Origin of the sequence: Agaricicola taiwanensis, assembly GCF_014635245.1 — a bacterium.
In the GTDB taxonomy this organism is placed as follows: domain Bacteria; phylum Pseudomonadota; class Alphaproteobacteria; order Rhizobiales; family Methylopilaceae; genus Agaricicola; species Agaricicola taiwanensis.
Map to the genome: position 1 here is coordinate 879,291 of NZ_BMCP01000002.1, position 19,029 is coordinate 898,319.

The window sequence follows — 19,029 nt, forward strand, 5'->3', positions numbered from 1 at the left end:
GAATGCATGCAGTGCGATACTTGCCAGCCAACGTGTCTTCGGGATGCGCTGATTCGAGACCGTCACGCTGCAGCGGGAAGTAGAGCATGAGTAACGCCGCAAAAGCACAGCACGAGCCGACAATGGAGGAAATTCTCGCCTCCATCCGGCGCATCATCTCCGATGACACTCAAACGGCGGAGCCTGCGGCAAAGGCGAAGGCCAAACCCGCAGAACCGGCACCTGCCGCGCCGGCACCCAAGGCCGTCGAACCTGCGCCCGCAGAGGCTGAGGCTGAGGCTGAAGAAGACGGCCTCAATCAAGACGATATCGATGCCGTTTTCGCGTCCATGGATGCCGACAGCACCGAGGACAAGGCCGCCGAGCCCGACGATGTGCTTGAGCTGACCAGCGACATGAGCGACTGGGACGAGGCTCTCGCCGAAGCGGAGGCAGACAAAGAGGAAGAAGACGCCGAAGATCTGGCTGCCGCCGTTCCCGATCTCGTCGAACCCGCCGGTGTTGTTTTCGATGATCCCGAGGAGACGGAACCGGCCGCGGAAGCGCTGGAACCCGCAGAAACCGAGGTCCCGTCGTTTGCCGAGCGGACTTATGGCGGAAGCTCCAGTCATGCAGAAACGGAACCGCTGCTCTCTCCCTTGACCAATGCCGCCGTGTCGTCGGCCTTCGGCTCCCTGTCACGGACGCTTCTGAACCAGAATCCGCGCACGCTGGAAGATCTGGTGGGAGACATGCTGCGTCCCATGCTCAAGGAATGGCTCGACACCAATTTGCCCGGCCTCGTCGAACGGATGGTGCGGGCCGAGATCGAGCGCATGTCGCGCGGGCATAACTGATTGCCGATCTGCCGTTGACTTCGGCCGAGGGCTCGGTTTCAACGAGCGCGTGACAGACACCGCCGTTCGAGAGCCTTTCCCATGATCGAGAAGACCTATTCGCCTGTGGACATCGAGGCGCGCATGGCTGCGCGCTGGGACGAAGCGGGAGCTTTTCGCGCGGGCAGGCCCGAGCGGCAGGACGCAGAAACCTTCTGCATCGTCATACCGCCCCCCAATGTGACAGGATCGCTGCACATGGGCCATGCGCTCAACAACACGTTGCAGGATGTGTTGTGCCGTTTCGAGCGCATGCGGGGCAAGGACGTGCTGTGGCAGCCAGGCATGGACCACGCCGGCATCGCCACCCAGATGGTCGTTGAACGGCAGCTTGCCGAGCGCCAGGAGCCTGGCCGCCGCGAAATGGGGCGTGAGGCGTTCATCGCGCGGGTCTGGGAGTGGAAGGCTGAATCCGGTGGCCGGATTCAGGCACAGCTCAAGCGTCTCGGCGCCTCCTGCGACTGGAGCCGCGAGCGCTTCACCATGGATGAGGGGCTTTCGCAGGCGGTGCGCAAAGTCTTTGTAGAACTTTACCGCAAGGGATTGATTTATAAGGATAAGCGCCTCGTCAACTGGGACCCGAAGCTGCTCACCGCCATCTCCGACCTTGAGGTGCAGCCGGTCGAAGTGAAGGGCAATCTGTGGCACCTGCGTTACCCGGTCGAGGGAGAGGCCGATCGGTATATAACCGTCGCGACGACACGGCCTGAGACCATGCTGGGCGACACCGCGGTCGCGGTGCACCCGGACGACGAACGCTACAAGGATCTTGTCGGAAAGTTCGTGATACTGCCGCTGGTCGGCCGCCGTATTCCCATCATCGCCGATGAATATTCCGATCCCGAGAAGGGTTCCGGCGCCGTGAAGATCACGCCGGCGCACGACTTCAACGATTTCGAGGTCGGCAAGCGCCACGACCTGCCGCAGATCAACGTGCTCGACATCGAGGGCCGGATCGCTCTTGATGGCAACGAGGCCTTTCTCGACGGTGCTTCCGACGAAGCCCTCTCCGAGACCTTGGCGCTGCATGGACAGGATCGTTTCGCCGCCCGCAAGGCCATCGTCGCCATGATGGAGGCGAGGGGGCTTCTGGAGAAGATCGAGCCGAACGTGCATATGGTGCCGCATGGCGATCGCTCCGGGGTGGTCATCGAGCCCTTCCTGACCGACCAGTGGTATGTCGACGCCAAGACACTCGCTCAGCCTGCCTTGAAAGCCGTTCTAGATGGCGAGACGTCCTTCGTGCCGAAGACCTGGGAAAAGACCTATTTCGACTGGCTGGAGAACATCCAGCCCTGGTGCATTTCCCGTCAGCTTTGGTGGGGACATCAGATCCCAGCCTGGTACGGGCCGGACGGACAGGTCTTCGTTCATGAAAGCGAAGCCGGCGCCCTTGCCATGGCGGAGATCCACTATGGATCGCCTGTCAGCCTGGTACGCGACGAAGACGTGCTGGATACCTGGTTCTCTTCCGCGCTCTGGCCGTTCTCCACGCTGGGCTGGCCGGAAGACACCGAGGAGTTGCAACGCTTCTATCCGAACAGCGTTCTGGTCACGGGCTTCGACATCATCTTCTTCTGGGTCGCGCGGATGATGATGATGGGCCTCCATTTCCTGGGGGAGATTCCATTCCGCGATGTCTACATGCACGCGCTCGTCAGAGACGAGAAGGGCGCGAAGATGTCGAAGTCCAAGGGCAACGTCATCGATCCCTTGGAACTGATCGATCAATATGGCGCCGATGCCCTGCGCTTCACGCTGACGGCCATGGCCGCTCAGGGACGCGATATCAAGCTGGCGACCTCGCGGGTCGAGGGCTATCGCAACTTCGCGACCAAGCTCTGGAACGCCTCGCGCTTCGCGGAAATGAATGAATGCCGGCCCGTGACCGGCTTTGATCCCGCCGCTGTGAAGACAACACTCAACCGCTGGATCGTCGGGGAGGCGGCGAAGGCCGTCGCCCAGACTACGGCGGCCATCGAGGCCTACCGCTTCAACGACGCTGCGGCGACGGCCTATCGCTTCGTCTGGAACGTCGTCTGCGACTGGTATCTGGAGCTCGCAAAGCCCGTGTTCATGGGCGAGGAGGGCACGGCGAAGGCGGAAACAAGGGCAACCGTTGCCTGGGTGCTGGAGCAGATCTACCGCCTGCTGCATCCGTTCATGCCGTTCATCACCGAAGAGCTCTGGGCGCTGACGAAGGGGGAGGCACCCCGTGAGCCCGTCCTGGCTCTGGCATCCTGGCCTGACCTCTCCGGCCTTGAAGATCCGGAGGCCGAGGCGGAGATCGGCTGGCTGGTCGACCTCGTGACCGAGGTGCGCTCGATCCGTTCGGAGATGAACGTTCCCGCCGCCGCGCAGATTCCGCTGGTGTTGGTGGCACCCGGAGCAGAGGTTCAGACCTTTTCCATGCGCTACGATGATATGCTGAGGCGTCTTGCACGGCTTTCGGCGGTCACTCTGGCGGATGCCGCTCCGGCCGGTGCGGTGCAGATCATCGTGCGCGGCGGCGTGATCGCGCTGCCGCTGGGCGAGGTGATTGACCTGGCGGCCGAACAGGACCGGCTCCAAAAGGAGATCGAACGGACTGGCAAGGAGATCGCGCGTATCGATGCCAAGCTTGGCAATGAAAGCTTCGTCGCGCGCGCTCCCGAAGAGGTGGTGGAGGGCGAGCGCGAGAAGCGCGAGGAATACCGTGCCCAGAAAGACAAGCTAACCGAAGCTCTGATGCGCCTGAAGGCGATCGGCTAAAGCCAGGAACTCTGCGGGCGATTACATCGCCACCGCCAGTCTTCAGTGCTGGCGGTGGCTCCGCTCCTGCGGTTGTGACAATCCTGCAACAACCTGATTCCTTTGCATCTGTTCGTCGGGTGCAAGCCCTATTCGCCGTGATTGCGCCATAAATTCGTAGCTTCGTATAGGCTCAGTTAAGCTGTTGATCAGTATAAGCTTTCTGAGCCTTTGCAGAAGTTCTCTCTTGAAAGCAGGAGCGACAGAGCCGCTCCGCTCGTTACTTGTCTGGCTTTCTTAGGCATGGCAACGACAAGACAAGGAGAATGTCGAAGCCGTGGGTTACCCAATTGGTGGGGCATGCGAGACGTCGTGATATGCGGACATTGAACTGGTTTGTCGGTGCGTATTTTGCCGGCGCCGCACTGAGCGCTCCGGCCCTGGCATTTGATGGTGCTCCCGGTTCTCCGGCCGAGCAGGGCATCGCGACCGCTGCAACCGCAGCGGCCCCGACCGCGGACATCGTTGCTGAAGTCACCCCCCGCAGCGCCTATGAAAATGGCCTGAAGTCCTATTTCTCCGGCGACAAGGCATCGGCTCTGTCCGCGCTGCAGTATGCGGCGGGCAAAGGACATCCCATCGCGCAGTGGAAGCTCGGACGGATGTATGCCGAGGGCGACGGCGTGGTGCACGACGACCTCAAGGCCTTCGACTACTTCAGCCAGATCGTGCGGCTGCATGCGAGCGAAGATCCTGATGCCATCGAAACCCGTGCCCGCGCACCCTATCTCGCCGATGCGATCGTCCAACTCGGCTATTACTATCTGGAAGGCATTCCCGGGACCTATGTGAAGCCCAATCCAGGCCTTGCGCGGGATCTCTTCACCAATGCCGCCTTCAACTACGGCGATCCCAACGCACAGTACAAGCTGGCTCTGATGTATCTGGAGGGCACCGGTGTCCGTAAGGACGCTTCACAGGCCGTGCGTCTCCTGAACCTTGCCGTTGAGAAGGACCATCCGCCGTCCAGGGCTCTCCTCGGCCACATCCTTTTCATGGGCGATGCGGTGAAGAAGAACCGCCCGCTCGGGCTTATGTGGATGACCCTTGCACGAGAGCCGGCGGAACTCGGCGGTAATCCGGCCGACAAGTGGATCATCGATTTCCACGAGGCAGCCGTCGCCGCCGCAACGGAAGACGAGCGTGCCCAGGCCCGCGTCTACCTGGAACGCTATCTCCAGAACCGCCATAACTGACGCTGGCGAGACTCCGCTAACGGATCGGAATTTCGAGCTCAACCACCACCGGCACGTGATCGGAGGGCTTGTCGCGCGCGCGCTCGTCCCGATCGATCCAAGTTGCCTTCAACCTGTCCGCCGCTTGAGGCGACAGCATGAGGTGATCGATCCGGATGCCGTTGTTTTTCTGGAAGGCGCCGGCCTGATAGTCCCAGAAGGAATAGATTTTCTCGTCATCGCTGCAGGCGCGCAGGGCGTCGGTATAGCCGAGCGCGGCGAGGGCCCGGAAACGGCCGCGGCTTTCCGGCTGGAACAGGGCATCCGCCAGCCAGTTCTCTGGAAAACGCGCGTCAATGGGCATGGGGATGATGTTATAGTCGCCCGCCAGAACCACGGGAACTTCCAACTCGAGAAGCATGCGGGCACGGGCGGTCAGCCGATCCATCCAGGCCAGCTTATAGTCGAACTTCGGGCTGGCGATCGGGTTACCGTTAGGAAGGTATATCGACGCGATCCGAACTGAGCCGCCATCGGTCGAGATAGTCGCCTCCAGATAGCGCGACTGTTCATCCGCATCATCGCCCGGAAGGCCTGTCATCACGTCCTCCAGAGGATGGCGCGACAGTATGGCAACCCCGTTGAAGCCCTTCTGGCCGTGAACAGCGACGTTGTAGCCGGCGCCCTCGATTTCCAGGCGCGGAAAGGCATCGTCGGTGCACTTCAACTCCTGAAGGCACACGACATCCGGCTGGTTGGCGCGCAACCAGCCAACCGTATAGTCCAGGCGCTGCCGAATTGAATTGACGTTCCAGGTGGCGATGCGCACGGCGACTCCCCTGCTGTGACCGGGTGGAGCCTATGGCTCTAGAAGAGACGGCGGCCTCGTGCAACGCCGGCGAGCGGGTCACATGGCAAAGCTGGTGCCGCAACCGCAGGACGAAGCGGCGTTGGGATTGCGGATCTGGAAGGAAGCGCCGATCAATTCGTCCACGAAGTCGATCTCCGAACCGCGCAGAAAATCGAGCGACACCGGGTCGATCAGGACTTCGACACCATCGCGCTTCACCAGCACATCATCAGCCGCGATACCTTGCTCAAACCCGAACTCATAGCGAAAGCCCGAGCAGCCCCCACCTTCCACGCTCACGCGCAGACGTGAGCCTTCGGGCTCATTCTGAAGGATCGCTCCGATGCGCCGTGCGGCGCTCTCGCTCAATGTCACGTCGGTCGTCACCACGACGTCATCTCCTAAACATCATACGGCGGGCAACTTGCGTGCCCAGTGTCATCACTCTATGTGCGACCGCAATACCAATAGGGCAAGGGGCGACGCAGCAAAGTGACCGACGGCTTCAGTCTACCGCATCCCGAGGCGATTTACAGGCGGCATGCGGCCTACGCCGCCGATCCCCGGCGCAGCCGAGGCCGCCTTTATCCGGAAGATCCCAGCCCGACGCGCACCGAGTTCCAGCGCGACCGGGATCGTATCCTGCATTCCTCGGCCTTTCGCCGGCTCAAGCATAAAACGCAAGTCTTCGTCTACCACGAGGGCGACCACTATCGCACGCGTCTGACCCACACTCTGGAGGTGGCACAGATCGCCCGCTCCATTGCCCGCTCACTGCAGCTTGATGAAGACCTCGCCGAGACGCTCGCGCTCGCCCATGATCTGGGCCACACGCCCTTCGGCCATGCCGGCGAGCGGGCGCTCGATGAGGTAATGAAACCTTACGGCGGCTTCGATCACAACGCGCAGTCGCTGCGGATCGTGACTTCTCTCGAACGCCGTTATGCCGCCTATGACGGCTTGAATCTCACCTGGGAAACGCTGGAAGGTCTCGTCAAGCACAACGGACCGCTGACCACACGCGACGGCACCCCTGTCGGGCGGCACTCCGGCCCCGTTCTTCCCACGGCCATAAGGCTCTATGCGGAGAAACAGGACCTGGAACTGTGGAGCCACGCCAGCGGGGAGGCCCAGGCCGCAGCGCTTGCCGACGACATCGCCTATAACGCCCATGACATCGACGATGGGCTCCACGCGGGTCTGTTCGCTCTGCCCGATCTGAAGGAAGCGCCGTTCCTGCGCGAGATACTGGAGGAGGTTGAAGCACGATGGCCGGGTCTTGAGACGGCGCGTTGCGTTCATGAAGTCGTGCGCCGCGTCATCACACGGCTGGTGGAAGATGCCATCGGCGAGGCGACGCGCCGTCTGGAGGACGCAAAACCCACCTCGGTGGGAGATATTCGTCACCTGGAGAAGCCGATCATCGCCTTTTCGCCGGGGATCGAGGAGGCGGACAGGGACATCAAATCATTCCTTTACCCACGCATGTATCGCCATGACCGCGTGATGAAGATCATGCACGACGCGGAAGCCGTCGTGCGGGACCTCTTCCATTTCTATTCCCGGCACCCTGACGAAATGACAGCTGAATGGGCCGAGGGCTGCGCCACGCTCAATGAAGAGGCTCGGGCACGACGCATTGCCGATTTCATCGCTGGCATGACCGACCGCTTCGCCCTTCAGGAACATGGGCGTTTATTTGACGCTTCACCGAAATTACGGTAGGCGCGGCTGCTCATCATCCGCCCTTCGCGCGTGTTTCCAGGTTCTATCATGAATATATTTTCGATCTTCGAGGAGAGGATCAAAGCCGCCGCCCAGAATCTTGTCACCGAGGGTGTGCTGCCGCAGGGCGCCGACATCGAAAAGATCGTGGTCGAACCTCCGCGCGATGCCAGCCATGGCGACATCGCCACCAATGCGGCCCTTATCCTCGCGAAGACCGCCGGCATGAAACCGCGCGAGCTGGCCGAAGCGCTGGCGCGCAAGCTGGAAGACGACGCCGATTTGGCAAAAGTGGACATCGCCGGGCCTGGCTTCATCAATCTCACGCTCACGCCGGCGTTCTGGCCGCGGGTGCTTCGGTCTGTACTTGCCGCCGGACAGGACTATGGCCGAGGCGAAGCCAACCAAAGCATCAACGTGGAATATGTATCGGCCAATCCGACGGGGCCCATGCATGTCGGCCATTGCCGCGGCGCCGTGTTTGGCGACGCGCTCGCCAATCTTTTGGACTTCGCCGGGTACGACGTCACTCGCGAATATTACATCAATGATGCGGGGGCGCAGGTGGACGTTCTCGCCCGTTCCGCTTTCCTGCGTTATCGCGAGGCCCTGGGCGAGCCGATCGGCCAGATACCGGAGGGGCTTTATCCCGGCGACTATCTCGTCGCCGTCGGGAAAGCATTGGCCCGCGAGCATGGCCCGGCACTCAAGGATCTTCCCGAGTCGGAATGGTTGCCTCTGGTGCGCAATGTGGCCATCGACGCGATGATGGCGGCCATCAGGGATGACCTCGCCGCGCTGAACATCACCCATGACGTCTTCACCTCAGAGCGATCACTGTCGCAGCCGGAGGACAAGATCGCGCGTATGATGCGTGACCTGCAGGCGCGCGGCCTCATCTACGAGGGGCGGCTTCCTCCGCCGAAGGGACAGTTGCCGGAAGATTGGGAAGACCGGGAACAGACCTTGTTCCGCGCGACCAAGTTCGGCGACGAGATCGACCGCCCACTGCTGAAGTCCGACGGCAGCTACACCTATTTCGCGGCCGACATCGCCTACCACAAGGACAAGATCGATCGCGGCTTCAACCACATGATCGATGTGTGGGGGGCCGACCATGGCGGCTATGTAAAGCGCATGCGCGCGGCGGTCGACGCCGTCTCCGATGGCCATGCCGACCTCGACGTGAAGCTGGTGCAGCTCGTGCGCCTTTTCCGGGCCGGAGAGCCGGTCAAGATGTCGAAGCGCTCAGGCGATTTCGTCACCCTGCGGGAGGTCGTGGATGAGGTCGGCCGTGATGCCGTCCGTTTCATGATGCTCTACCGCAAGAACGACGCTGTCCTTGATTTCGACTTCGCCAAGGTGGTCGAGCAGTCACGCGACAACGCCGTCTTCTACGTGCAATACGCTCATGCGCGTGCCTCATCCATTCTTCGGAACAGCATCGAGGCCTTCGGGGAGGAGGTTCAGTCCACGGCGCCGGATGCTGATTTCGACCAGCTGAACGATGCCGGGGAAGTGAAACTCATTAAGCGGCTTGCGGAGTATCCGCGGCTGATCGAATCTGCCGCCTCAGCCCATGAACCTCACAGGGTCGCTTTCTACCTCTATGAGCTTGCCAGCGAGCTTCACGCGCACTGGAACCGCGGCAAAGACTCGCCGCATTTACGATTCATTATCGAAAACGATAAAGAATTGAGTAAGATGCGGCTTGGACTTGTGCGTGGCATAAGGAATATTCTGGCATCCGGTCTTGCTTTGCTTGGTGTGACAGCGCCGCAAGAGATGCGATAGCGAGGTTGCTTGGCCGCTGACACGCAATTTGCTTAGGGAACACATGTCGCAGGATCCTTATAGGCGGTCCCCGTCTTCTCAGTCATCCGCGCACCAGCGCGGATCGGAAAACGAATGGCTCGGTGAGGATGATCCGCTCGCGGAGCTCGCCAGACTTGTCGGCCATCCCGACAGCCGCCAGAACGACAGCGATCTTTATGCGTCCGGTCGGCAGGAGCCGAATTTCGCCGATATCGACCCGCCGGGAGGCTGGGCGGAGCCGATGCACGCGGATCATGATCAGAATGAGCATGAGCTGTTCGATGGCGATCAACCCTATGAAGAGTATCGCTATCCGGATGAGCCGGTGGCTGAAGGCGCGGCTGAAAGCGAGGATCGCGGAGGAGGGCGGCGCAGCGGCTCGCTGATGATCGCCTCCGTGCTTGGCATCGTCGTTCTCGGCACCGCCGGTGTCATGGGTTATCGCTTCTTCACGGGCTCAGCCGAAAATGGCCCTCCGCCGGTCATCAAGGCAGACGGGCGTCCGTCAAAGGAAGTCCCGGCCGGAGCAGATGCCTCTCCTCAAGGCACCAACAAGCAAAGCTATGACCGCGCCACCGATCAGGCGAGGGTTGTGGAGCCGGAAGAGCCGGCCGAGCGTCCGGTCGGTCAGCCTCGAGTGATCCCAACATCGCCCAGCGACGGCGGCGGTGAGGTCGACGAGAATGGCGTCCGCCGCGTGCGGACCTTCGTGGTTCGTCCGGATGGGTCGGTGGTCGATTCGGCGGAGGCGGGCCAGCAGTCCGGCACGCCTGATCAGTCGTCGACCAATGCCGCGGCAACCGAGCCGGCGGCTCAACAGCCCCAGAGCGGCCAACCCACCGACCAATCTCAAGCCGCGCAGAACAACCAGCCAGCCGCTCCTCAATCAATCGAGCAGCTCGCGGCCGCGATCCAGGAACCGCCGCCGGCCGAAATTCGTGGAGAGAGCGACGGGCCGTCCGCCGGGATCAGCTTCGCGCCGGGAGAGCAATTTGGCATCATCGCTGATTCTCCGGCTCCCACTGCCGACCAGGCTGCCGCGCCAGCGGCGGGCGCCAACTCGGTTCCCATGCCGGCGCCGCGTCCTGTCAACCTGGCTTCGACTTCACCGCAGCGGCCCGCCGCTTCACCACAGGCGCCGCAGCAGTTGGTTCAGCCGCAACAACAGCAGCAGACACAGGCTTTCGCGCCGGCGCAGACTGCCGCGCCAGCGGCCCAACCGGCGCGCGGCGGCGGTTTTGTCGTGCAGGTTTCGTCTCAGCGAACGGAAGCGGATGCGCGAGGCACGTTCGCGCAGTTGCAGCAGCGCTTCCCGCAGATTCTCGGCTCCTATCAGCCGTCGATCCAGCCGGCCAATCTGGGTGATCGCGGAACCTACTACCGGGTTCGCGTCGGCCCCTTCGCGTCGCGCGAGGACGCCACCGGCCTGTGCATGAATCTCAAGACGGCTGGCGGAGACTGCGTGGTTCAGGCCAACTGAGCCACGCGCCATTTCGGCGCCAGCTAAGAGGTTTGGCCAATGTCAATCGGTGCTTTCATCTGCGGCTGCGCGGAGTCTTCCTTCTCATCGGATGAGCGTGCCTTTCTGAAGGACGCCAATCCTTGGGGGCTGATCCTCTTCGCGCGGAATATCAGCGAACCACAGCAGGTGCGGGCGCTTTGCGAGGATTTCCGCAGCATCGTCGGGCGCGCGGATGCACCGGTTCTGATCGATCAGGAAGGAGGCCGTGTGCGACGTCTGCGGCCGCCGCTTGTGGCGGATCATCCGCCGGCCTGGACTTATGGCAGCCGCTATGCCGGCGACCCGGAAGGGGCGCGCCAGGCGGCGCGGCTGTCCGGCCAGGTCCTGGGCGCTGAGCTGTCCGATCTCGGCATCACCGTCAATTGCGCGCCGGTGCTCGATCTTCGTTACAAGGATGCTCATGACATCGTTGGCGATCGCGCCTTCGGCGATACGCCGGCAACCGTCGCCGATCTGGGGCATGCGCTGGCCGATGGGCTGATGGATGCCGGCGTCCTGCCCGTGGTGAAGCATATTCCCGGCCACGGCCGCGCAATGGCCGACAGCCATTTTTCCCTGCCTGAGGTGAACACGCCGCGGGAGGAACTCGAGGCGACATGCTTTGCCCCCTTCCGCCTTTATGCCGACGCGCCGCTCGCCATGACGGCACATGTGGTTTACCGCAGCATCGATGCTGAACGTCCGGCGACGACCTCGCCAATCGTGGTTGAAGACATCATCCGCAGCTTCATCGGTTTTGATGGACTGCTGATGAGCGACGACCTCTCCATGAAAGCGCTGCAGGGGCCGATCCGGCAGCGGGCGGAAGCGTCCATTTCAGCAGGATGCGATGTGACGCTCCACTGCAACGGCAATATGGCCGAGATGATGGATGTCGCCGCCGGCTCTCCCGTGCTGACAGGCAAAGCGGCCGCGCGTGCCGAAGCGGCGCTGGCCCTCATCGCGGGCGCTCGCAAGGTGGATCTGTCCGAACATCGCGCACGGCTGGAAGCCATGTGGCGCTCCGCCGTTGCCTAGCTCCATGAGCGACACCGGGGAGGAGGCCTCCCTTGGAGCGGTCGACGAGGCCTTTCTTGTCGACGTCGGCCTCTTCGAAGGACCGCTCGATCTTCTACTCGATCTCGCCCGCCGGGAGAAGATCGACCTCGCCCAGGTGTCGATTGCAAAGCTCGCGGCGCAGTATCTCGACTATATTGAGGATGCGCGTCTGAAGCGGCTGGAGATTGCTGCTGAGTATCTGGTGATGGCCGCGTGGCTCGCCTACCTCAAGTCCCGGCTCCTGCTTCCCGACGACACCGGCGATGAGGAGGAACCGTCAGCGGCCGAACTTGCTGAGAATCTCGCACGACGGCTCCGTCATCTCCAGGCCATCCGTCAGGTGGCGGATATGCTCATGACGCGGCCGCGCCTGGGCAGCGATGTTTTCGCGCGCGGAGCCGGCGAAGGCGTGCGCTCGCTCGTCACGCCCACCTATGACGTCACCCTCTTCGATCTTCTGACCGGCTATGCCCGTCAGCGAGAAAAGGAGGCGCTGTCGCTCGTGACCATACGGCGTCGTCCGGTGCTCGCGCTTGCCGATGCTCGCGAGAGCCTCACGCGGCTCGTCGGACCGATATCGGAGTGGACGCGGCTCGATGCATTGCTGCGCCACTATCTGATGTCCGATGAAGAGCGCCGTAGCGTCACAGCCTCCAGCTTTGGCGCTCTGCTCGAGATGGTGCGGGAAGGGTCGGCCGAAATCCGCCAGCATGCGCCCTTTGGCCCGATCTACCTCCGAAAGGGCCGAGAAGGCTCATGAGCACGCCGGAACAAGAAGAGTGGGATGGCGACCTGACAATGCTGGAGCACGCCCGGATGGTGGAGGCGCTGCTGTTTGCCGCGGCCGAGCCGCTGGACGAGGAAACGATAGCCGAACATCTGCCAGAGCGGGTTGATGTGGCGCGTGTGCTGAAGCATCTTTTGGAACATTATGCGCCTCGCGGTGTGCGCCTCGTGCAGGTGGGCGGATGCTGGGCTTTCCGTACCGCACCCGATCTTGCGCCGCTCCTGCGCCGCGACAGGTCCGAGCCGCGCAAGCTTTCCCGCGCCGCTGTGGAAACCCTTGCCATCATCGCCTACCATCAGCCGGTGACGCGCGCGGAGATCGAAGCGATCCGCGGCGTGTCGGTTGCCAAGGGCACATTGGACGTTTTGGTGGAGGCAGGCTGGGTGCGCCTGCGCGGGCGGCGGCGGACGCCCGGACGTCCGGTGACCTTCGGCACCACTCCGCGCTTTCTGGACCATTTCGGCCTGAATCAGATTTCCGATCTTCCTGGTCTCGACGAGTTGAAGGCCGCCGGCTTTTTTGACGGGCGCTTGCCGTCAGCCTTTGATATGCCCTTGCCGTTCGATGATCCTGCCCTGCGCGACGATGAAGACCCGGTTGAGCCGGACATGCGGGATTTCTTTGAAACGGATGTGCCGGACGGCCCTGCGAAACCATGAGCGAGACCATCGACCCACTGCCGAAACCCCGCTGGGGCCGCAGAATAGCAGCAGGCGTCAGCATTCCGTCGCGATTGTCCTTCACCGGGCTGACCCATCGCTACGGCCGCGTCACGGCGGTCGATGATCTTACTCTGTCGGTAGAGCCCGGCGAAATCGTTGCCCTCCTGGGTCGCTCCGGTTGCGGTAAGACGACGCTCCTGCGGGTGGCGGCGGGAATCGAACGGCAGGTCTCGGGCGATGTGCACCTCGATGATCGTCTGATCGCAGGCGAGGGCGTGTTCACACCGCCGGAAAGGCGCGGCATCGGCCTCGTCTTCCAGGATTATGCTCTCTTTCCTCATCTGGACATCGTCCAGAATGTCGCCTTCGGCCTTAAGTCACTAAGCAGTGCAGAGGCGCGCCGGGCGGCACTGGCAGCGCTTGAACGTGTCGGCATGGCAAGGCATGCCGGAAGCTATCCGCACGCTCTTTCCGGTGGAGAGCAGCAGCGTGTCGCCCTTGCTCGGGCGGTCGCGCCGCGTCCTGGCGTGCTCCTCATGGACGAACCTTTCTCCGGCCTCGACAAGCGCCTACGCGACAGTGTCCGGGAGGAAACGCTGGCCGTACTGCGCGAGACCGGCGCGACCTGCCTGATCGTGACGCATGATCCCGAGGAAGCCATGCGCATGGCCGACCGGATCGCCTTGATGCGCAGCGGCAAGCTCGTTCAGGCGGGGACCGCGGAGGAGCTTTATCTCCGGCCAAGCGACCTGTTCGTGGGGCGTTTCTTCAGCGAGCTTAACGAAATTGACGCCGTCGCGCGCAACGGGCGTGTCGAAACGCCGCTGGGGACCTTCCCGACCGGGATCGGGGATGGGCCGGTGACGGCCGCCATCCGTCTCTCGGCCCTGCGTGTCGTTCCGTCAGGCGAAGGAGTGATCGGGACGCTTCTGTCCCGACGCTTTCTCGGGGAAGTCGAGCTGCTTGAAATCGGGATCGAGAGTCTTGATCTGCCGATCCGCGCCCGCGTTCCGGCGGGTGTGCCCTTTGCACCGCGAGACGAGGTCCGGATCATCACGGATCCGTCAGGAGTGCTTGTGTTCCCGGCGGACGGGACTTAACGTCTGCGGCAGTTTAGGCGCAAAGGGATTATCAGTATGAGCGTCAGTCACTGGATTGTGGTTGCCATCGTCGTCGTGCTGCTGTTCGGACGCGGCAAGATTTCAGACATGATGGGCGACGTTGCCAAGGGCATCAAGAGCTTCAAGCAGGGGCTCAAGGAAGATGAAGCGCCGCAGCCGGTCGAGGCACGTGCCTCGCTTGCTCAGCCTGCAGATCAGCCCAAGGCCTGATTGGCGTCACGGCCTTAGGAGAAGAAACATATGTCCATCGGATTTTGGCAGATCGCTCTCATTGCGCTGCTCGTGCTGCTTCTCTTCGGCCGTGGCAAGATCTCCGATCTGATGGGCGACGTTGCCAAAGGCATTAAAAGCTTCAAGAGCGGGCTCAAGGACGACGAGACCTCTCCACCGGCCGAGGCCGCTCCGCCTCAGCAGGTAGAGCATACGCCGGCGCCGCGCACCGAAGCCCCCGCCGAAAGCGCGGACCGTAAAACCTCGTGATCCGCGACGCGGCGCGGAACAGGCGACATGTTTGATATCGGTTGGTCGGAACTGCTGATCGTCGCTGTCGTGGCGATCGTCGTGGTGGGTCCCAAGGACCTGCCGGACATGTTGCGCAACCTCGGGCGAGGCATGCGTGCCATCAGGCGCATGGCGAGCGAATTTCAGGGTCAGTTCAATGAAGCTCTGAAGGAAGCTGAACTCGACGGCGTTCGGGATGAGTTCAACCGCTTTCGTTCGTCCGCGAGTGATCTGACGCGCTTTCAGGACATTCCATCCATTGCCCGCGATGAAATAAAAGGCGCCATCGAGGGCACGCCCAAAGCAGACGGGCCGGATGCACTACCCGCCGCTTTGCCTGAGCCGCAATTGCCGGTGATGCAGGAACCGAAGATCGATGTGACCCCTGCACCGGAGCCGACGTCGAAACGCCGTGCCGGCGTCAGGCCGAAACGCAAGACGAAGGCGCCAGAAGCTGCCGTGGCAGCAGCTGACGAACTTGAGCCTGCGCCTCCGAAGCCGGTTCGCAAGCGGGCGCCGAAACCAAAAAAACCCGCGGGTGATGCATCATGACTGCCGATGATGACATCGAAGCCTCGCGCGCGCCGCTGATGGAGCATCTGATCGAGCTCCGGTCACGTTTGATCAAGGCGATCGCCGCGCTCTTCATTGCCTTCATCGCCTGCTTCTTCTTCGCCGACGACATCTTCAACATCCTGTTGTGGCCCTATGAGTTTGCAGCCGGACCGCAGAAGGATCTGCAGCTGATCTACACCGCGCCGCAGGAGTATTTCCTGACGCAGATCAAGCTCGCCCTGTTCGGCGCCGTCTTCATCGCCTTTCCGATCATCGCCATCCAGATCTACAAATTCGTCGCGCCTGGGCTCTACAAGCACGAGAAATCCGCTTTCGTGCCTTACCTGATCGCCACACCGCTGCTTTTCCTGCTGGGCGCCGCCTTCGTCTATTTCGTGGCCATGCCCTTCGCCATGAGCTTCTTCCTCTCCATGGAGCAGCAGGGCGCGCCCGGCCAGGCCTCGATCCAGCTCATGGCGAGGACGAGCGAATATCTCGGCCTGATCATGACGTTCATCCTGGCCTTCGGCATCTGCTTCCAGATGCCGGTCATCCTGACGCTGCTGGCGCAGATCGGCATTATCGATTCCCAGTGGCTCAGGCAGAAGCGGAAATATGCCATCGTCGCCATCTTCGCGATCGCGGCTGTGATGACGCCCCCGGATGTGATCAGCCAGTTTTCCCTGGCCATACCGACCCTGCTTCTCTACGAGGCGACGATCTACGTGGTGCGCCTGACGGAGAAGAAGAAAGCGAAAGTAGAGGCCGCCGCATCGGGTTCCTGACCTCGCTTTTCCACGCCTGGCCGGTTAAACCCGGGCAATGACGCCAAAGCTTTGAGTCTCACCCCATGCATGACATACGCCTGATCCGCGAAAATCCCGCAGCCTTCGACGCCGGTCTAGATAAGCGCAACGGCGGCTTCTCCGGCCTTGCCGACGAACTCGTCAAGCTGGACGAGACGCGCCGCTCGCTCATTGCGGCCGCTCAGGAGATGCAGGAACGGCGGAACGCGGCGTCCAAGGAGATCGGGCAGGCCAAGGCGCAGAAGGACGAGGCGAGGGCGCAGGCCCTTATGACGGAGGTGGCCGCGCTGAAGGAGAAGATGCCGGCTGTCGAAGCGGATCTCAAAGCAGCCGAAGCGGCACTGCAGGACAAGCTCGCCGGCATCCCAAATATTCCCGCCGAGGATGTGCCCGTCGGCGCCGATGAGCACGACAATGTCGAACGCCACCGTCACGGTGCGCCGCGCAGCTACGCCTTCACGCCCAAGCAGCATTTTGAAATCGGCGAAGACCTCGGCCAGATGGATTTTGAAACGGCGGCCAAACTGTCCGGCAGCCGCTTCGTGGTGACCAAGGGACCGCTGGCGCGGCTGGAGCGCGCCATTGGCCAATTCATGCTGGATATCCACGTGGACGAGCACGGCTATACCGAGGTCAATCCCCCGGTTCTGGTCCGCGATGATGCGATGTTCGGAACGGCGCAGCTGCCGAAATTCCGCGACGATCAGTTCCGCGCCGGCGACGATTACTGGCTCATCCCGACAGCCGAGGTTCCGCTCACCAATCTCGTGCGGGAGATGATCCTGGACGAGCGGGAACTTCCCTTACGCTTCACAGCGCTCACGCCGTGTTTCCGTGCGGAAGCGGGGGCGGCGGGCCGCGACACGCGGGGCATGATCCGCCAGCACCAGTTCGCCAAGGTGGAGATGGTTTCCATCACGACACCGGGCACCTCGGCGGACGAGCATGAGCGGATGCTTTCCTGCGCCGAGGCCGTGCTGAAACGGCTCGATCTCGCCTATCGGGTCGTGACACTGTGCACCGGCGACATGGGCTTCTCCTCACGCAAGACCTATGACATCGAGGTCTGGCTACCCGGGCAGAATGCCTATCGTGAGATCTCGTCCTGTTCGGTCTGCGGCGATTTTCAGGCGCGCCGCATGGACGCGCGCTATCGCCCGGCGGAAGGCAAGGGGACCGCCTTCGTCCACACACTGAATGGTTCGGGCGTTGCCGTCGGCCGGGCACTCGTCGCGGTTCTGGAAACCTATCAGAACGAGGACGGCTCGGTGACGGTGCCGGAGGCACTCGCTCCTTATATGGGCGGCATCACAAGGATCGAGCGGGCGTCCTGACGTGCGGATCCTCATCACCAACGACGATGGAATTCATGCTCCGGGGCTCGCCGTTCTGGAGGGCATCGCGCGGGAACTGTCCGACGACGTCTGGGTGGTGGCGCCGGAAACCGACCAATCAGGCGTATCGCACTCCGTTTCGCTCAACGACCCCCTGCGCCTGCGCTTTGTCTCCGAGAAGAAGTATGCGGTCCGCGGGACGCCAAGCGACTGCGTGATCATGGGCGTCCATCACGTGCTGGAGGACAAACGGCCAGATCTTCTGCTGTCCGGCGTCAATCGCGGACGCAACGTTGCGGAGGACGTGACCTATTCCGGCACCATCGCCGGAGCGATCGAGGGCACCCTCCTGGGAATTCCCTCCATCGCACTCAGCCAGTGCTACAGCGCCGCCACCAAGACCAGCGACAACATGTTCGCATGCGCCGCGGCACGGGGCGCTGAAGCGGTGTTCAAGATCCGCGAAGCGGGTATCCCGGCCAGCAGCCTGGTCAACGTCAACTTTCCCGCCTGCGCACCGGAACAGGTGGAAGGGATGCGCGTGACACGGCAGGGGAAGCGCGCGCCCGGTTATCTGAAGATCGAGGGGCGCAGGGACGGGCGGAACAATCCCTACTATTGGATCATCTATGGTCGAACGGCTGCGGAACCCGGCGAGGGAACCGATCTCGGCGCCCTTGACCACAACATGATCTCGGTGACGCCGCTCAGAATCGACATGACTGATGACGCCTATCGTGCCCGCCTTACCGACGTCTTTGGAGATGGTTGAGCCATGCCGGTTTCGGGCCCGAACTCACATGAAGAAGCGGCGCGCCGGGCTGAGTTTCTGCTGTTCCTGAAACGCCGCGGGATCGCCGATCGTAATCTGTTGCGTGCCATGGAAACGGTGCCGCGGGACCTGTTCGTCGCGCCGGAACTGCTGCAGCATGCCTATGCCGACAGGCCGCTTCCGATCGCTTGCGGCCAGACGATCAGCCAACCCTATCTCGTCGCCTATATGACCGAGCAGTTGGCGCTGAACGACCGCCACAAGGTGCTCGAGATCGGGACGGGCTCGGGCTATCAAACCGCGATCCTGTCGCGGCTGGCGCGCAGGATATACACCATAGATCGCTTCCGGACGCTGACCGCCGAGGCGGAAAAGCGCTTTGCAGAACTGCGCATTGCCAACATCACCACCATGACCGCCGATGGGGCCCTCGGCTGGCCCGCACAGGCTCCGTTCGATCGCATCATGGTTACGGCCGGCTGCGCCGATGTCCCGGATGCTCTGGTCGATCAGCTGGGGGACGACGGCGTCCTGATCATCCCAGTCGGCCCGCCGGGTGGCGAGCAGGAGCTTCTCAAGATCGAGAAGTTCGGCGAACGGACGGTGACGAAGAACCTGCTGACGGTTCGATTCGTGCCGCTTGTCCCCGGCAAAGCCGCCTCGCTTTGAAAAAAGCAGATTTCTTACATTTCTTCCGGCCA

Annotated in this window: 19 protein-coding genes; 17 read left to right on the forward strand and 2 right to left on the reverse strand. The window is 62.4% G+C overall.

Features of this window, described 5'->3' with window-relative positions:
* The first annotated feature begins 86 nt into the window (after nt 1-86).
* The 3 genes from IEV58_RS18380 to IEV58_RS11540 all read left to right on the forward strand — a co-directional run bounded on the left by IEV58_RS18380 (nt 87) and on the right by IEV58_RS11540 (nt 4,861).
* Nucleotides 87-836 (forward strand): PopZ family protein, encoded by a 750-nt coding sequence (locus IEV58_RS18380; RefSeq protein ID WP_188409870.1) that lies wholly within the window; start codon nt 87-89, stop codon nt 834-836.
* 81 nt (nt 837-917) lie between these two features.
* Complete coding sequence (locus IEV58_RS11535; RefSeq protein WP_188409871.1) at nt 918-3,626, forward strand: valine--tRNA ligase; 2,709 nt, start codon at nt 918-920, stop codon at nt 3,624-3,626.
* 356 nt (nt 3,627-3,982) lie between these two features.
* The gene (locus IEV58_RS11540; RefSeq protein WP_188409872.1) at nt 3,983-4,861 is read left to right on the forward strand and encodes a tetratricopeptide repeat protein; all 879 of its coding nucleotides are present in this window, start codon (nt 3,983-3,985) and stop codon (nt 4,859-4,861) included.
* A 16-nt stretch (nt 4,862-4,877) separates the two neighbouring features.
* Here IEV58_RS11540 and xth read toward each other — a convergent pair whose 3' ends face one another.
* Entirely contained in the window at nt 4,878-5,669 is a 792-nt protein-coding gene (xth, locus tag IEV58_RS11545; protein WP_188409873.1) for an exodeoxyribonuclease III, read from the reverse strand.
* Between the two features lie 78 nt (nt 5,670-5,747).
* The gene (erpA, locus tag IEV58_RS11550; protein WP_268235585.1) at nt 5,748-6,077 is read right to left on the reverse strand and encodes an iron-sulfur cluster insertion protein ErpA; all 330 of its coding nucleotides are present in this window, start codon (nt 6,075-6,077) and stop codon (nt 5,748-5,750) included.
* Nucleotides 6,078-6,182: 105 nt separating this feature from the next.
* Here erpA and IEV58_RS11555 point away from each other — a divergent pair, with 105 nt between their 5' ends.
* From IEV58_RS11555 to IEV58_RS11620, 14 genes are all read left to right on the forward strand, one after another.
* Entirely contained in the window at nt 6,183-7,415 is a 1,233-nt protein-coding gene (locus IEV58_RS11555; RefSeq protein ID WP_229729376.1) for a deoxyguanosinetriphosphate triphosphohydrolase, read from the forward strand.
* 48 nt (nt 7,416-7,463) lie between these two features.
* Nucleotides 7,464-9,209, forward strand: coding sequence for an arginine--tRNA ligase (argS, locus tag IEV58_RS11560; RefSeq protein ID WP_188409875.1), 1,746 nt, complete (start codon nt 7,464-7,466; stop codon nt 9,207-9,209).
* Nucleotides 9,210-9,252: 43 nt separating this feature from the next.
* A complete protein-coding gene (locus IEV58_RS11565; RefSeq protein ID WP_188409876.1) occupies nt 9,253-10,710 on the forward strand; it encodes an SPOR domain-containing protein in 1,458 nt (485 codons plus the stop codon).
* A 39-nt stretch (nt 10,711-10,749) separates the two neighbouring features.
* Nucleotides 10,750-11,769 (forward strand): beta-N-acetylhexosaminidase, encoded by a 1,020-nt coding sequence (nagZ, locus tag IEV58_RS11570; protein ID WP_188409877.1) that lies wholly within the window; start codon nt 10,750-10,752, stop codon nt 11,767-11,769.
* A gap of 4 nt (nt 11,770-11,773) precedes the next feature.
* A complete protein-coding gene (locus IEV58_RS11575) occupies nt 11,774-12,550 on the forward strand; it encodes a segregation and condensation protein A (RefSeq protein ID WP_188409878.1) in 777 nt (258 codons plus the stop codon).
* Nucleotides 12,547-13,236 (forward strand): SMC-Scp complex subunit ScpB, encoded by a 690-nt coding sequence (scpB, locus tag IEV58_RS11580; protein ID WP_188409879.1) that lies wholly within the window; start codon nt 12,547-12,549, stop codon nt 13,234-13,236. Before IEV58_RS11575 ends, scpB begins: the two co-directional genes overlap by 4 nt.
* On the forward strand, nt 13,233-14,339 hold the full coding sequence (locus IEV58_RS11585) for an ABC transporter ATP-binding protein (protein WP_188409880.1): 1,107 nt from the start codon (nt 13,233-13,235) through the stop codon (nt 14,337-14,339). The genes scpB and IEV58_RS11585 overlap by 4 nt, the downstream gene beginning before the upstream one ends.
* A gap of 36 nt (nt 14,340-14,375) precedes the next feature.
* Entirely contained in the window at nt 14,376-14,570 is a 195-nt protein-coding gene (locus IEV58_RS11590) for a twin-arginine translocase TatA/TatE family subunit (protein ID WP_229729377.1), read from the forward strand.
* A gap of 30 nt (nt 14,571-14,600) precedes the next feature.
* The gene (locus IEV58_RS11595) at nt 14,601-14,840 is read left to right on the forward strand and encodes a twin-arginine translocase TatA/TatE family subunit (protein WP_188409881.1); all 240 of its coding nucleotides are present in this window, start codon (nt 14,601-14,603) and stop codon (nt 14,838-14,840) included.
* A gap of 27 nt (nt 14,841-14,867) precedes the next feature.
* Nucleotides 14,868-15,413: a Sec-independent protein translocase protein TatB gene (tatB, locus tag IEV58_RS11600; RefSeq protein ID WP_188409882.1), complete on the forward strand. Its 546-nt coding sequence runs from the start codon at nt 14,868-14,870 to the stop codon at nt 15,411-15,413.
* Entirely contained in the window at nt 15,410-16,201 is a 792-nt protein-coding gene (gene tatC / locus IEV58_RS11605; protein ID WP_188409883.1) for a twin-arginine translocase subunit TatC, read from the forward strand. The genes tatB and tatC overlap by 4 nt, the downstream gene beginning before the upstream one ends.
* Before the next feature lie 65 nt (nt 16,202-16,266).
* Nucleotides 16,267-17,556 (forward strand): serine--tRNA ligase, encoded by a 1,290-nt coding sequence (gene serS, locus IEV58_RS11610; protein WP_188409884.1) that lies wholly within the window; start codon nt 16,267-16,269, stop codon nt 17,554-17,556.
* A 1-nt stretch (nt 17,557) separates the two neighbouring features.
* Nucleotides 17,558-18,328 carry a 5'/3'-nucleotidase SurE gene (gene surE, locus IEV58_RS11615; protein WP_188409885.1) on the forward strand — a complete coding sequence of 257 codons (771 nt, stop codon included), beginning with the start codon at nt 17,558-17,560 and terminating at the stop codon, nt 18,326-18,328.
* A gap of 3 nt (nt 18,329-18,331) precedes the next feature.
* Nucleotides 18,332-18,997 (forward strand): protein-L-isoaspartate(D-aspartate) O-methyltransferase, encoded by a 666-nt coding sequence (locus tag IEV58_RS11620; RefSeq protein WP_188409886.1) that lies wholly within the window; start codon nt 18,332-18,334, stop codon nt 18,995-18,997.
* Nucleotides 18,998-19,029 lie beyond the last annotated feature (32 nt).

Excerpts from the sequence above, each read along its gene's own strand:
- IEV58_RS18380 (WP_188409870.1), top strand. The coding sequence starts at position 87 with ATGAGTAACGCCGCAAAAGCACAGCACGAGCCGACAATGGAGGAAATT.
- IEV58_RS11535 (WP_188409871.1), top strand. The coding sequence starts at position 918 with ATGATCGAGAAGACCTATTCGCCTGTGGACATCGAGGCGCGCATGGCT.
- IEV58_RS11540 (WP_188409872.1), top strand. The coding sequence starts at position 3,983 with ATGCGGACATTGAACTGGTTTGTCGGTGCGTATTTTGCCGGCGCCGCA.
- argS (WP_188409875.1), top strand. The coding sequence starts at position 7,464 with ATGAATATATTTTCGATCTTCGAGGAGAGGATCAAAGCCGCCGCCCAG.
- IEV58_RS11565 (WP_188409876.1), top strand. The coding sequence starts at position 9,253 with ATGTCGCAGGATCCTTATAGGCGGTCCCCGTCTTCTCAGTCATCCGCG.
- nagZ (WP_188409877.1), top strand. The coding sequence starts at position 10,750 with ATGTCAATCGGTGCTTTCATCTGCGGCTGCGCGGAGTCTTCCTTCTCA.
- IEV58_RS11575 (WP_188409878.1), top strand. The coding sequence starts at position 11,774 with ATGAGCGACACCGGGGAGGAGGCCTCCCTTGGAGCGGTCGACGAGGCC.
- scpB (WP_188409879.1), top strand. The coding sequence starts at position 12,547 with ATGAGCACGCCGGAACAAGAAGAGTGGGATGGCGACCTGACAATGCTG.
- IEV58_RS11585 (WP_188409880.1), top strand. The coding sequence starts at position 13,233 with ATGAGCGAGACCATCGACCCACTGCCGAAACCCCGCTGGGGCCGCAGA.
- IEV58_RS11590 (WP_229729377.1), top strand. The coding sequence starts at position 14,376 with ATGAGCGTCAGTCACTGGATTGTGGTTGCCATCGTCGTCGTGCTGCTG.
- IEV58_RS11595 (WP_188409881.1), top strand. The coding sequence starts at position 14,601 with ATGTCCATCGGATTTTGGCAGATCGCTCTCATTGCGCTGCTCGTGCTG.
- tatB (WP_188409882.1), top strand. The coding sequence starts at position 14,868 with ATGTTTGATATCGGTTGGTCGGAACTGCTGATCGTCGCTGTCGTGGCG.
- tatC (WP_188409883.1), top strand. The coding sequence starts at position 15,410 with ATGACTGCCGATGATGACATCGAAGCCTCGCGCGCGCCGCTGATGGAG.
- serS (WP_188409884.1), top strand. The coding sequence starts at position 16,267 with ATGCATGACATACGCCTGATCCGCGAAAATCCCGCAGCCTTCGACGCC.
- IEV58_RS11620 (WP_188409886.1), top strand. The coding sequence starts at position 18,332 with ATGCCGGTTTCGGGCCCGAACTCACATGAAGAAGCGGCGCGCCGGGCT.